Source organism: Amycolatopsis sp. NPDC049253, from assembly GCF_040678995.1.
Taxonomy (GTDB): domain Bacteria; phylum Actinomycetota; class Actinomycetes; order Mycobacteriales; family Pseudonocardiaceae; genus Amycolatopsis.
In genome coordinates, this window is sequence record NZ_JBFAQX010000061.1 from 1 (window position 1) to 11,969 (window position 11,969).

Genomic DNA, 11,969 nt, shown 5'->3' on the forward strand with positions numbered 1-11,969 from the left:
TCCGGCCCCATCCGCACCTTCGTCCTGATCCACGACGGCTTCTTCTCAATCGGCGTCTCGCTGTTGCGGACCTCCAGCCGCAGCAACTTCCGCCCCTCGGGCTGCGCGCTCATCGCGACAGGTCCGAGTACAGCGGGTGCTTCTTCGCCAGCAGCTCCACGCGCCCGCGCAGCGTCTGCGCCACGGCGTCGTCGAAGTCCGGCTTCAGCGCCTCGGCGATCACGTCGGCGACCTCGGCGAAGTCCTCCGCGCCGAACCCGCGCGTGGCCAGCGCCGGCGTGCCGATGCGCAGGCCGGAGGTGACCATCGGCGGCCGCGGGTCGAACGGCACCGCGTTGCGGTTCACCGTGATCCCCACGGAGTGCAGCCGGTCCTCGGCCTGCTGACCGTCCAACGCGGACTGCACGAGGTCCACGAGCACCAGGTGCACGTCGGTGCCACCGGTCAGCACGCGCACACCCGCCTCGGCGCAGTCCGAACGCGACAGCCGGTCGGCCAGGATCCGCGAACCTTCGAGCGTGCGCTCCTGCCGCTCGCGGAACTCGTCGCTCGCCGCGATCTTCAGCGCCACGGCCTTGGCCGCGATCACGTGCTCCAGCGGCCCGCCCTGCTGACCGGGGAACACCGCCGAGTTGATCTTCTTCGCCAGCTCCTCGCGGCACAGGATCAGGCCGCCGCGCGGGCCGCCCAGCGTCTTGTGCGTGGTCGTGGTGACGATGTCCGCGTGCGGCACCGGCGACGGGTGCAGCCCCGCGGCCACCAGGCCCGCGAAGTGGGCCATGTCCACCATCAGGCGAGCGTCGACCAGGTCCGCGATGCGGCGGAACTCCGCGAAGTCGAGCTGACGCGGGTAGGCCGACCAGCCCGCGATGATCAGCTTAGGCTTGTGCTCCACGGCCAGCCGCTCGATCTCGGCGAGGTCGACGATCCCGGTCTCTTTGTCGACGTGGTAGGCCACGACGTTGTAGAGCTTGCCCGAGAAGTTGATCTTCATCCCGTGCGTCAGGTGGCCACCGTGGGCCAGGTCGAGGCCGAGGATCGTGTCGCCCGGCTTCAGCACGGCGAACATCGCCGCGGCGTTGGCCTGCGCGCCCGAGTGCGGCTGCACGTTCGCGTGCTCGGCGCCGAACAGCGCCTTCGCCCGGTCGATGGCCAGCTGCTCGACCACGTCGACGTACTCGCAACCTCCGTAGTAGCGGCGGCCGGGGTAGCCCTCCGCGTACTTGTTGGTCAGCACCGAGCCCTGCGCCTCGAGCACGCCGACGGGCGCGAAGTTCTCCGACGCGATCATCTCCAGCGTCGACTGCTGGCGGTCGAGCTCAGCCGCGACGGCCGCGGCGACCTCCGGGTCCACATCGGACAGGTGGGCGTCGAACGTCGTCATTCAGTTCTCCTGGGTGAGCGCGGCGTACGCGGCGGCGTCGAGCAGCTCCGGGACGTCGCCCGTGAGCCGCACCTTCAGGAGCCATCCTTCGGTGTACGGGTCGGAGTTCACGATCTCGGGGGTGTCCGATGTGGTCTCGTTCACCTCGACGACCTCGCCGCTCACCGGCGAGTACAGCTCGCTCACGGACTTCGTCGACTCGACCTCGCCGAACACCTCGCCCGCGGTCACCGTGCCGCCCACGGCGGGCAGCTGCACGAACACGATGTCACCGAGCGACTCGGCGGCGAAGGCGGTGATGCCCACGGTCGCGACGCCGTCGACGACGGACAGCCACTCGTGTTCCTTGGTGTAGGACAGGTTCTGGGGGATACTCACGGAATCTGGGTCCTTTAGGCTCGGGAGTAGAAGGGCAGGGCGACGACCTCGACGGGCTCGATCCTGCCCCTGATGTCGACGGAAAGCTTCGTACCAGGCTCGGCGTACGCCCGATCGACGTAGGCCATCGCGATGGGGTAACCCAGCGTCGGCGAAAGCGCACCACTGGTCACAGTGCCGATGTTCTGGGAGCCCGCCGACGCGTCGCCGGAGACCACGGCGTAACCGTGCCGCGGCGCCCGGCGACCGGTGGCCCGCAGCCCGACCCGCACGCGCGGAACGTCGGCCTTCGCCAGCTCCTCCAGCGCGGCGCGGCCCACGAAGTCACCCGGCTTCTCGAACTTCACCACGCGCCCCAGACCGGCGGCGAACGGGTTGAGCTCCCGCGTGAGCTCGTTGCCGTACAACGGCATCCCCGCCTCGAGCCGCAGCGTGTCGCGGCACGCCAGGCCGCACGGCACGAGCCCGTGCGGCTCGCCGGCCTCGCTCAGGATGCGCCACAACGCGGGCGCCTCGGCGGCGGGCACGAACAGCTCGAAGCCGTCCTCACCCGTGTAGCCGGTGCGGGCCAGGAGCACCTCGTGCCCCTTCACCACCGCAGGCACGCTCGCGTAGTACTTCAGCGCGCCCAGGTCCGCGTCGGTCACCGCGGCCAGCACGTCGACCGCGCGCGGGCCCTGCACGGCGATCAGCGCCGTGTCCGCGGACCGGTTCTCCACCACGGCGTCGAACCCGGCCACGCGCTCGGCCAGCGCTTCGGCGACCACGTCGGCGTTGCCGGCGTTGGCCACGACCAGGTACTCCTCGTCGGCGAGCCGGTACACGACGAGGTCGTCGAGCACGCCACCGTCGGCGTCGCAGATCATCGTGTAACGGGCCCGGCCCGGCTTCACGCCGGTCAGGTTGCCGACCAGCGCGTGGTCGAGCACGTCGGCGGCCTGCGCGCCGCGGACGTGGATCTCGGCCATGTGCGACAGGTCGAACAGCCCGGCCGCCTCGCGCACGGCCTTGTGCTCGGCCAGCTCACTGGCGTAGCGGACCGGCATCGACCAGCCCGCGAAGTCGGTGAACAGCGCACCCAGTCCCTTGTGGACCGCGTGCAGGGAAGTCTCTTTCGCTGCGTTCGTTTCAACCACGGAGAAACTCAGCCTTCGTACGCGTTGAGCGGCGGGCAGGAGCAGACGAGGTTGCGGTCTCCGCGCGCCCCGTCGATCCGCCGCACCGGCGGCCAGTACTTGTTCTTGCGCGACACACCCGCCGGGTACACCGCGAGCTCACGGTCGTAGTCGGCCGTCCACTCGCCCACCAGCGTCTCCGCCGTGTGCGGGGCGGCGCGCAGCGGGCTCGTCTCCGCGGTCCAGCGCCCGGAAGCGACCTGGTCGATCTCGTGCCGGATGGCGATCATCGCGTCGCAGAAGCGGTCGATCTCGCCGAGGTCCTCGCTCTCGGTGGGCTCCACCATGAGCGTGCCCGCGACCGGGAACGACATCGTCGGCGCGTGGAAGCCGTAGTCGATGAGCCGCTTCGCGACGTCGTCGACGGTCACGCCGGTGTCCTTGGTGATGCCGCGCAGGTCGAGGATGCACTCGTGCGCGACCAGGCCGTCCTGCCCGGTGTAGAGCACCGGGTAGTGCGGCGACAGCCGGGCGGCGACGTAGTTGGCGGCGAGCACCGCGACCTTCGTGGCCGCCGTGAGGCCGGGCGCGCCCATCATGCGCACGTACGCCCACGAGATCGGCAGGATCGACGCCGAGCCGTAGGGCGCGCCGCTGATCGGGCCGACGCCGGTGGCCGGGCCCGCGGCGTCGAGCAGCGGGTGGTTCGGCAGGTACGGCGCGAGGTGCGCGCGCACCGCGACCGGGCCGACGCCGGGGCCGCCCCCGCCGTGGGGGATGCAGAACGTCTTGTGCAGGTTCAGGTGCGACACGTCGCCGCCGAACTCACCCGGCTTCGCCAGGCCCAGCAACGCGTTGAGGTTCGCGCCGTCCACGTACACCTGGCCACCGCCGTCGTGCACGATCTTGGCGAGCCGCTCGATGCCGTGCTCGTAGACGCCGTGGGTGGACGGGTAGGTGACCATGATCGCCGCGAGCGTCTCGCGGTTCGCGTCCACCTTGGCCTGCAGGTCCTCGAGGTCGACGTTGCCCTCGTCGGTGCACTTCACGACGACGACTCGCATGCCGGCGAGCACCGCCGAAGCCGCGTTGGTGCCGTGCGCGGACGACGGGATCAGGCAGACGTCGCGCTCGGGCTGGCCGTTGGCGTGGTGGTAGCCGCGGATGGCGAGCAGGCCCGCGAGTTCACCCTGGCTGCCGGCGTTGGGCTGCAACGAAACCTGGTCGTAGCCCGTCACCTCGGCGAGCCAGCCGGACAGCTGCGCCACGAGCCGGTGGTAGCCCTCGGCGTCCTCGGCCGGCGCGAACGGGTGGATGCCCGCGAACTCGCGCCAGCTGATCGGCTCCATCTCGGTGGTGGCGTTGAGCTTCATCGTGCAGGAGCCCAGCGGGATCATGCCGCGGTCGAGCGCGTAGTCCAGGTCGGCGAGCTTGCGCAGGTAGCGCAGCATCGACGTCTCGGAGCGGTGCGTGCTGAACACCTCGTGGGCCATGAAGCCGCTCTCGCGCACGATGCCGCTCGGCAGTGCGGTGGCGGTGGCCCACTCGGCGTCCACGCCGAACGCGCGCAGCACCTGCGCGAGGATGTCCGGCCGGGTGACCTCGTCACAGGCCACGCGCACGTGGTCGGCGTCGACGTGCCCGAGGTTGATGCCCGCCTCGCGCGCGGCCGCGTGGATCTCGGCGGCGCGGCCGGGAACGTGCGCGACGACGGTGTCGAAGAACGATTCGTGCACGACCTCCACGCCACCCTCGCGCAGGGCCGCGGCGAAGCCCGCCGCCAGCTGGTGCACGCGGGTCGCGATGGCCTTCAGGCCGTCCGGGCCGTGGTACACGGCGTACATGGCGGCGAGCACGGCCGGCAGCACCTGCGCGGTGCAGATGTTCGACGTCGCCTTCTCGCGGCGAATGTGCTGCTCACGGGTCTGCAGCGCGAGCCGGTACGCCATGTTGCCGTCGGCGTCCACGGACACGCCCACCAGCCGGCCCGGCAGCGAACGCTCGAGCCCGGCGCGCACGGCCAGGTACCCGGCGTGCGGACCGCCGTAGCCCAGCGGCACACCGAAGCGCTGCGTCGAACCCGCGGCGACGTCCGCGCCGAACTCAGCCGGCGAGGTGATCAGCGTGAGGGCGAGCAGGTCGGCGGCCACCGTGTACAGGGCGCCCGCGGCCTTCGCGGCTTCGGAGATGGCGTGGTAGAAGCCGCGCCCCCGCAGCACGCCCGACGCGCCGGGGTACTGCACGACGACGCCGAAGAACTCCTCCGGCAGCCCGGTGAGCAGGTCGCGCACCTGCACGTCGATGCCCAGCGCCGCGGCGCGCGTGCGCACGACCGCGATCGTCTGCGGCAGGCACTCGGCGTCGAGCACGATCACGTTGGACTTCGACTTCGAGGAGCGCCGCATCAGCGTCATCGCCTCGGCGACGGCGGTCGACTCGTCGAGCATCGACGCGTTGGCGGTGGTCAGGCCGGTGAGGTCGGCGACCATCGTCTGGAAGTTCAGCAGCGCTTCGAGCCGGCCCTGCGAGATCTCCGGCTGGTACGGCGTGTAGGCGGTGTACCACGCGGGGTTCTCGAGCACGTTGCGGCGGATCACGCCCGGCGTGACGGTGTCGGAGTAGCCGAGGCCGATCATCTGCGTCATCGGGCGGTTGAGCGCCGCGAGCGCGCGCAGCTCGGCGGTGGCTTCCTCTTCGGACGCGGCCGCGGGCAGGTTCAGGTCACGGGTGGTGCGGATGGCGGACGGGACGGCCGCTTCCACGAGGGCGTCCAGGCTTCGGTGACCGCATTCGGCGAGCATCTTGGCCCGCTCGGCCTCGGCGGGGCCGATGTGGCGGGCGTCGAACGGTGTGGAGGTGATGGGAGCTCCTCGGGCCGGGCACCGGGCGCAGCGGTGCGCTGGGAACTCCCCCTCTGTCATGGGCACCTGAGAGTTTCACCGCGCAGCGCGGCTTTCACCTTGGGTGAGGCGCGGGTGCGCCTGCTTTCCAGAGTGGCCTCGCGCGAAGCGGTAGTGGGTACCTGAGAGATTCCGGGGAGTTTGCTCCTTCGGTGCCCCACCGGTCTCATGGGGGCTCTCCCGCTCCTGCTCGAACGGCCCGGTATTGAATTGGATGCTGTTGACGGCCACCGTACCTGCCGCTTTGCGCGTCAGTCTACCTCGGACGGTTCACGCCACACCCACCGAGCCACGGCTGAAGGTGCGCAGGTGACGGCTCTGGGCGGGGAGCGTCACGGGGACCTTCGTGATCTTCGGCGGACCGGCCAGCAACGCGCACAGATCGGCACAGCGCGTGAGCAGCACGGCGAGGTCGCGCAGCTCCTCGTCGTCGGTCGCGAGGCAGGACTGCGCGCACAGCGACAGCAGCCGCGCGGCCTCGCCGCACATCGCCTTCACGGACATGCGCACCATCGCGACCTCGGCGGCCATGCCCGAACACCGATCCAGTGTGTCCGCGCACAGGCGCGACATCGACGCAGCCGCGAGCATGACCGGTCCCATCGTGGCGAGCTCGCTGCCGGGCTCGGCCGGCCGCGCGAACGCCCGTTCGCACCGCACCCGGCACAGTTCGCAGAGGTCGGCGACCTCCTGCAGCATCGGAGACGCTTCGCGGATCGGCATGGCACCCTCCCGGACCGGGCGACCCGGCCGGTCGCCACTGTTCCGGTCTACCCACCGCGAAACCGGACAGGGGGCGTCGCCACCGGAACAGGCGGAAGATCAACCCGTCCCGGTGACGTCGTTCAGCGGTGAAAATGCCGGTCGGCTGCGGCTGTCTACAGCGGAGTGACGTACGCGCCGGAGATGCCACCGTCCACGAGGAACTGCGAGGCCGTGATGAAGCTGGCGTCGTCGCTGGCCAGGAAGGCCACCGCGGCCGCGATCTCCTCCGGCTCGGCGAACCGGCCGACGGGCACGTGCACCAGCCGCCGCGCCGCGCGTTCCGGGTCCTTCGCGAAGAGCTCCTTCAGCAGCGGCGTGTTCACCGGTCCCGGGCACAGCGCGTTGACGCGGATGTTCTCCCGCGCGAACTGCACCCCCAGCTCCCGGCTCATCGCGAGCACCCCGCCCTTCGACGCGGTGTAGGAGATCTGCGAGGTCGCGGCGCCCATCACGGCCACGAACGACGCCGTGTTGATGATCGAGCCCTTGCCCTGGCGCTGCATGTGCGGCAGCGCGGCCTTGCAGCACAGGTAGACCGAGGTGAGGTTCACGCGCTGCACGCGCTCCCACGCCTCGAAGCCGGTGGTGAGGATGGAGTCGTCCTCGGGTGGCGAGATGCCGGCGTTGTTGAACGCCACGTCGACCGCGCCGAACTGGTCCACGGCGGTCTGGAAAAGGGCTTCCACCTGCTCGGGATCGGTCACGTCGGCCTGCACGAACAGGCCCCCGACCTCGTCGGCCGCCGCCTTGCCCCCCTCGGGCGTGAGGTCGCCGATCACGACCTTCGCACCCTCGCTCGCCAGGCGGCGCGCCGACGCGAGGCCGATGCCGCTGGCCCCGCCCGTGATCACGGCGACGCGGCCCTCGAAACGCTGCACCATCTCTCTCAATCCTCCGTGCTCAGGAAAACGTTCTTCGTCTCGGTGAAGGCCGTCGGCGCGTCGGGGCCCAGCTCGCGGCCGAGGCCCGACTGCTTGAACCCGCCGAACGGTGTCCAGTACCGCACCGACGAGTGCGAGTTCACCGAAAGGTTCCCCGACTCCACCCCGCGCGCGACGCGGAACGCCCGCCCGACGTCGCGCGTCCAGATCGACCCGGACAGGCCGTAGTCGGTGTGGTTGGCCATGCGGATGGCGTCGGCCTCGTCGTCGAACGACACCACCGCCACGACCGGGCCGAAGATCTCGTCGGCGGCCAGCGGGTCGGCCAGGCTCGCCGGGGTGACGACGGTGGGCGCGAACCAGTAGCCCGGCCCTTCGGGCGCGCTGCCGCGAAACGCAACAGGTGTCGCGTCAGTGACATACGACGACACCTTCGCGTGGTGCGCCGCGGAGATCAGCGGGCCCATCTCCGTCGCGTCCGCACCGGGATCACCGACGACCACGCCCTGCACGGCGGGCTCCAGCAGCTCCATGAACCGCTCGTGGACGCTGCGCTGCACGAGGATCAGCGAACGCGCGCAGCAATCCTGGCCGGCGTTGTCGAACACGCCGTACGGCGCCGTCGCGGCGGCCTTCTCCAGGTCGGCGTCGGCGAAGACGACGTTGGCGTTCTTGCCGCCCAGCTCCAGCGTCACGCGCTTCACCTGCGCCGCGCAGCCGGCCATGATCTGCTTGCCGACCTCGGTGGAGCCGGTGAAGACGACCTTGCGCACCAGCGCGTGGTCCACGAACCGCTGCCCCACCACCGAACCCTTGCCCGGCAGGACCTGGAACACGTCCTCGGGGATGCCGGCCTCGCGCGCGAGCTCGCCGAGGCGGATCGCGGTGAGCGGGGTGAGCTCCGCGGGCTTGAGCACCACGGTGTTGCCGGCCGCGAGCGCCGGCGCGAAGCCCCAGCCCGCGATGGGCATCGGGAAGTTCCACGGCACGATCACGCCGACCACGCCGAGCGGCTCGTGGAAGGTCACGTTCACCCCGCCCGGCACCGGGATCTGGTGCCCGATCAGACGTTCCGGGGCCGCGGAGTAGTAGTTCAGGACGTCGCGGACGTTGCCCGCTTCCCACCGCGCGTTGCCGATGGTGTGGCCGGAGTTGGTCACCTCCAGGCGCGCGAGGTTCTCGAGGTCGGCCTCGACGGCGTCGGCGAAGCGGCGCAGCAGCCGCGCGCGATCGCCGGGGGCGACGGCTCGCCAGGCTCCGAACGCGGCGTGCGCGCGGGCGATCGCCGCGTCGGTCTCTTCGGCGCTCGCGAGCGCGACCGACCGCACCACCTGTTCGGTGGCGGGGTTGATCACGTCGAACGTCTGGGTCACTTGCGCTCCTCTGCTGCTGGGACTGCGGCCTCGACCAGGGCCCGGAACAGGCGGACGTCCTCGGTGTCCTGCTCGGGATGCCACTGCACGCCGAGCACGAACTCGTCGCCGGGCAGCTCGGCCGCCTCGACGGTGCCGTCGGCGGCGTGCCCGGATGCGACCAGGCCTTCGCCGAGCCGGTCGATGGCCTGGTGGTGGTAGCAGTGGCCCTTCGTCTCGGGCCCGAGCAACGCGGCGGCGCGTGTGCCGTCGACGAGGGTGATGCTGCTGGTGCCGAACGTCGCGGGCGCCGGCTGGTGCGCGGTGTCGCCGAGAGACTCGGGCAGGTGCTGGGTGAGCGTGCCGCCGAGGGCGACGCTGATCACCTGCAGCCCGCGGCACACGCCGAGCACGGGTTTGCGCGCCTCGCGGGCCGCCTCGAACAGGCCGAACTCGAAGGCGTCGCGGTCCGGGCGCGTGTACGTGGCGGGATGTGGTTCGGCGCCGTACTTTTCCGGCTCGACGTCCGCGCCGCCGGTGAGCACGAGCCCGTCCACGCGGTCGACGAGGCTCGCGTACGCGTCCGTCAACGGCGGCAGCAGCACGGGAATCCCGCCGGCGGCCACCACGCAGTCGGTGTAAACGCGGTGCAGCAGCGTGGCTTCCGTGTCCCACGCGAGGAACTTGGCCTGCTCGACGTAGGTGGTGAGCCCGATGACGGGTTTGTGCTCAGAGACGTTCGAAGCCACGGATGAGCTCCCAATCGGTCACGGCCTTCTCGAACGCCTCCCGCTCCACGCGAGCGGCGTTGAGGTAGTGGTCCACCACATCGTCGCCGAAGGCCTCGCGCGCGATGCGGCTGCCCGCCAGCACGTCCGCGGCCTCACCCAAAGTGGTGGGCACGGTCGGCTTGTCGGAGCCGTACGCGTTGCCCGTGAACTCCGGCTCCAGCGGCAGCTCGTTCTCGATGCCGTGCAGGCCGGCGGCGATCAGCGCGGCGACGGCGAGGTACGGGTTCACATCCCCGCCCGGCACGCGGTTCTCCACGCGCAGCGAATCGCCGTGGCCCACCACGCGCAGGGCACACGTGCGGTTGTCGGTGCCCCAAGCGACGGCCGTCGGCGCGAAACTGCCGCGCACGTACCGTTTGTAGGAGTTGATGTTCGGCGCGAAGAAGTAGGTCAGCTCGCGCAGCGCGGCCAGCTGGCCGGCGAGGAAGTGCTCCATGAGCGGCGAGAAGCCGTGGTCGCCGTCTCCGGGCAGGACCGCCGACCCGTCGGTGCCGCGCAGGCTGAGGTGGATGTGGCAGGAGTTGCCCTCGCGTTCGTTGTACTTCGCCATGAACGTGAGGCTCTTGCCCTCCTGCGCGGCGATCTCCTTGGCGCCGTTCTTGTAGACGCTGTGGTTGTCGCACGTGGCGAGCGCCTCGGCGAAGCGGAACGCGATCTCGTGCTGGCCGGGGTTGCACTCGCCCTTGGCCGACTCGGGGTACAGGCCGGCGCCCGCCATCTCGTTGCGGATGCGGCGCAGCAGGGGCTCGACGCGCGCGGTGCCGAGCATCGAGTAGTCGACGTTGTACTGGTTCGACGGCTTGATGCCCTGGTAACGCTTGTCCCAGGCGGCTTCGTAGCTGTCGTCGAACACGATGAACTCGAGTTCCGTGCCGACGAACGCCTGCAGCTTCTTCTCGGCCAGCCGTTCCAGCTGCCGCCGCAGCACCTGCCGCGGCGACACCGCGACGGGACCGCCGTCGTCCACGCGCTCGACGTCCGCGAGCACCAGAGCCGTGCCCTCCTGCCACGGGACGAGGCGCAGGGTGGTGAAGTCGGGGCGCAGCACGAAGTCGCCGTAGCCCGCGTCCCACGAAGAGATCGCGTAGCCGTCCACGGTGTTCATGTCGACGTCGACGGCCAGCAGGTAGTTGCACGCCTCGGTGGCGTGGCCCACGACCTCTTCCAGGAAGTACTCGGCCGAGCAGCGTTTGCCCTGGAGCCGGCCCTGCATGTCGGTGATCGCGACCAACACCGTGTCGATCGTGCCCGCCTTGACGTGCTCACGGAGCGCGTCGAGCGTGAGTAACCCTCGCCTGCCAACCATGGCACCGCCCCAAAGGTTTGGATGGGATCCTTTGCGGGTTCTTCCTACCGGCCGGTGCTCGCGGGGTCAATCCGGTCAAAGGTAGTCTCGGAGCCCTTTGAGTAAGTACCGCGTAAGAGCCTCGTATGTCCGGCTTGCCCGGCTGAGAAGAATCTGTGAATCGTAGGGGTGCGGGACCAAACGCGCCGTCTCGGGCGTTGGACGGGACAAGAGAGGTGAGAGGGATGACAGAAGCATTCACGCAGTCCACGATCAGCCGGCAGCAGGCGCGGCCGCAGCTCCCGACCATGCCCACAGGCTGGCCGATCGGCTCCTACGAGTCCTACGAGCAGGCACAGAAGGCGGTCGACCACCTCGCGGGCACCGACTTCCCCATCAGCGACGTCACCATCGTCGGCATCCAGCCGATGCTCGTGGAGCGCATCGCGGGCCGCATGAGCTGGAGCAAGGTCCTCAGCAGCGCCGCCATGTCCGGCGCGGTGTTCGGCCTGTTCCTGGGCCTGGTGCTCAGCCTGCTCAACCCCGCCGCGGGCCTGCTGTCCATCGTCATCGGCCTCGTCGCGGGCGTCGCCTTCAACCTGCTGTTCGGCGCCCTGGGCTACGCGGCCAACCGCAACAAGCGCGGCTTCGTCTCGCAAAGCCAGCTCGTCGCCCAGCGCTACGACGTCCTGTCGCAGCCCCGCAACGCCGAAAAGGGCCGCGCCCTCCTCGCGGACCTCGCCGCGCGCTCGGCCTTCGGCCACTGACGTAGCTCCCGAAGCTCGGGCGCCTGGGTCTCGGACCCGGGCGCCCGAGTTCTTTTTTGCCTCGTGTTCCTCGGGTCCGGTGGGGCTGCCCAGGACGCGGACCGCGCGTCTCCCCCGCAGGCCGCCTCTTGCTCCCGCCGGTTCGACCCACCCCAGCCTCAGGCACCCCAGGGCACCGGTTGTCGGGATCAACGCACCCCATCAGCGCTGAGCACACCGGTTTTGCGGCGCCGGGCTGCTCCCCCGGATGTAAACGGAACCGGGGGAGCAGCCCCGACCTCTGCTCGCAAAACGCTCTGACCAGCTTGGGAAGCAAGATCATGGGACGAATGTGGGACGGATGACCACACA

Annotated in this window: 10 protein-coding genes, 1 pseudogene and 1 riboswitch; of the genes and pseudogenes, 1 reads left to right on the plus strand and 10 read right to left on the minus strand. The window is 70.4% G+C overall.

The window, feature by feature from the left end; genetic code table 11:
- From AB0K15_RS47555 to AB0K15_RS47600, 10 genes and pseudogenes are all read right to left on the minus strand, one after another.
- Positions 1 to 113 (minus strand): annotated as a pseudogene (locus tag AB0K15_RS47555) (lipoyl synthase); the annotation flags it as partial.
- Positions 110 to 1,384 (minus strand): serine hydroxymethyltransferase, encoded by a 1,275-nt coding sequence (glyA, locus tag AB0K15_RS47560; protein WP_364067754.1) that lies wholly within the window; start codon positions 1,382 to 1,384, stop codon positions 110 to 112. The gene glyA and the pseudogene AB0K15_RS47555, both read right to left, overlap by 4 nt.
- Entirely contained in the window at positions 1,385 to 1,762 is a 378-nt protein-coding gene (gene gcvH, locus AB0K15_RS47565) for a glycine cleavage system protein GcvH (protein ID WP_360606771.1), read from the minus strand.
- Between the two features lie 14 nt (positions 1,763 to 1,776).
- Positions 1,777 to 2,898, minus strand: coding sequence for a glycine cleavage system aminomethyltransferase GcvT (gene gcvT, locus AB0K15_RS47570; RefSeq protein WP_364067757.1), 1,122 nt, complete (start codon positions 2,896 to 2,898; stop codon positions 1,777 to 1,779).
- Positions 2,899 to 2,906: 8 nt separating this feature from the next.
- Positions 2,907 to 5,798 carry an aminomethyl-transferring glycine dehydrogenase gene (gene gcvP / locus AB0K15_RS47575; RefSeq protein WP_364067759.1) on the minus strand — a complete coding sequence of 964 codons (2,892 nt, stop codon included), beginning with the start codon at positions 5,796 to 5,798 and terminating at the stop codon, positions 2,907 to 2,909.
- A gap of 78 nt (positions 5,799 to 5,876) precedes the next feature.
- A riboswitch (glycine riboswitch) is annotated at positions 5,877 to 5,970 on the minus strand.
- Between the two features lie 77 nt (positions 5,971 to 6,047).
- A complete protein-coding gene (locus AB0K15_RS47580; RefSeq protein WP_364067762.1) occupies positions 6,048 to 6,500 on the minus strand; it encodes a hypothetical protein in 453 nt (150 codons plus the stop codon).
- Positions 6,501 to 6,655: 155 nt separating this feature from the next.
- A complete protein-coding gene (locus tag AB0K15_RS47585; RefSeq protein ID WP_364067764.1) occupies positions 6,656 to 7,423 on the minus strand; it encodes a 3-oxoacyl-ACP reductase in 768 nt (255 codons plus the stop codon).
- Between the two features lie 5 nt (positions 7,424 to 7,428).
- Positions 7,429 to 8,796, minus strand: coding sequence for an aldehyde dehydrogenase family protein (locus tag AB0K15_RS47590; RefSeq protein ID WP_364067766.1), 1,368 nt, complete (start codon positions 8,794 to 8,796; stop codon positions 7,429 to 7,431).
- Complete coding sequence (locus AB0K15_RS47595) at positions 8,793 to 9,524, minus strand: gamma-glutamyl-gamma-aminobutyrate hydrolase family protein (RefSeq protein WP_364067768.1); 732 nt, start codon at positions 9,522 to 9,524, stop codon at positions 8,793 to 8,795. The genes AB0K15_RS47590 and AB0K15_RS47595 overlap by 4 nt, the downstream gene beginning before the upstream one ends.
- On the minus strand, positions 9,505 to 10,872 hold the full coding sequence (locus AB0K15_RS47600) for a glutamine synthetase family protein (RefSeq protein ID WP_364067770.1): 1,368 nt from the start codon (positions 10,870 to 10,872) through the stop codon (positions 9,505 to 9,507). The genes AB0K15_RS47595 and AB0K15_RS47600 overlap by 20 nt, the downstream gene beginning before the upstream one ends.
- 224 nt (positions 10,873 to 11,096) lie before the next feature.
- On the opposite strand from AB0K15_RS47600, the gene AB0K15_RS47605 reads away from it, so the two are divergent.
- Positions 11,097 to 11,618 (plus strand): general stress protein, encoded by a 522-nt coding sequence (locus AB0K15_RS47605; RefSeq protein ID WP_364067775.1) that lies wholly within the window; start codon positions 11,097 to 11,099, stop codon positions 11,616 to 11,618.
- The last annotated feature ends 351 nt before the right edge of the window (positions 11,619 to 11,969 follow it).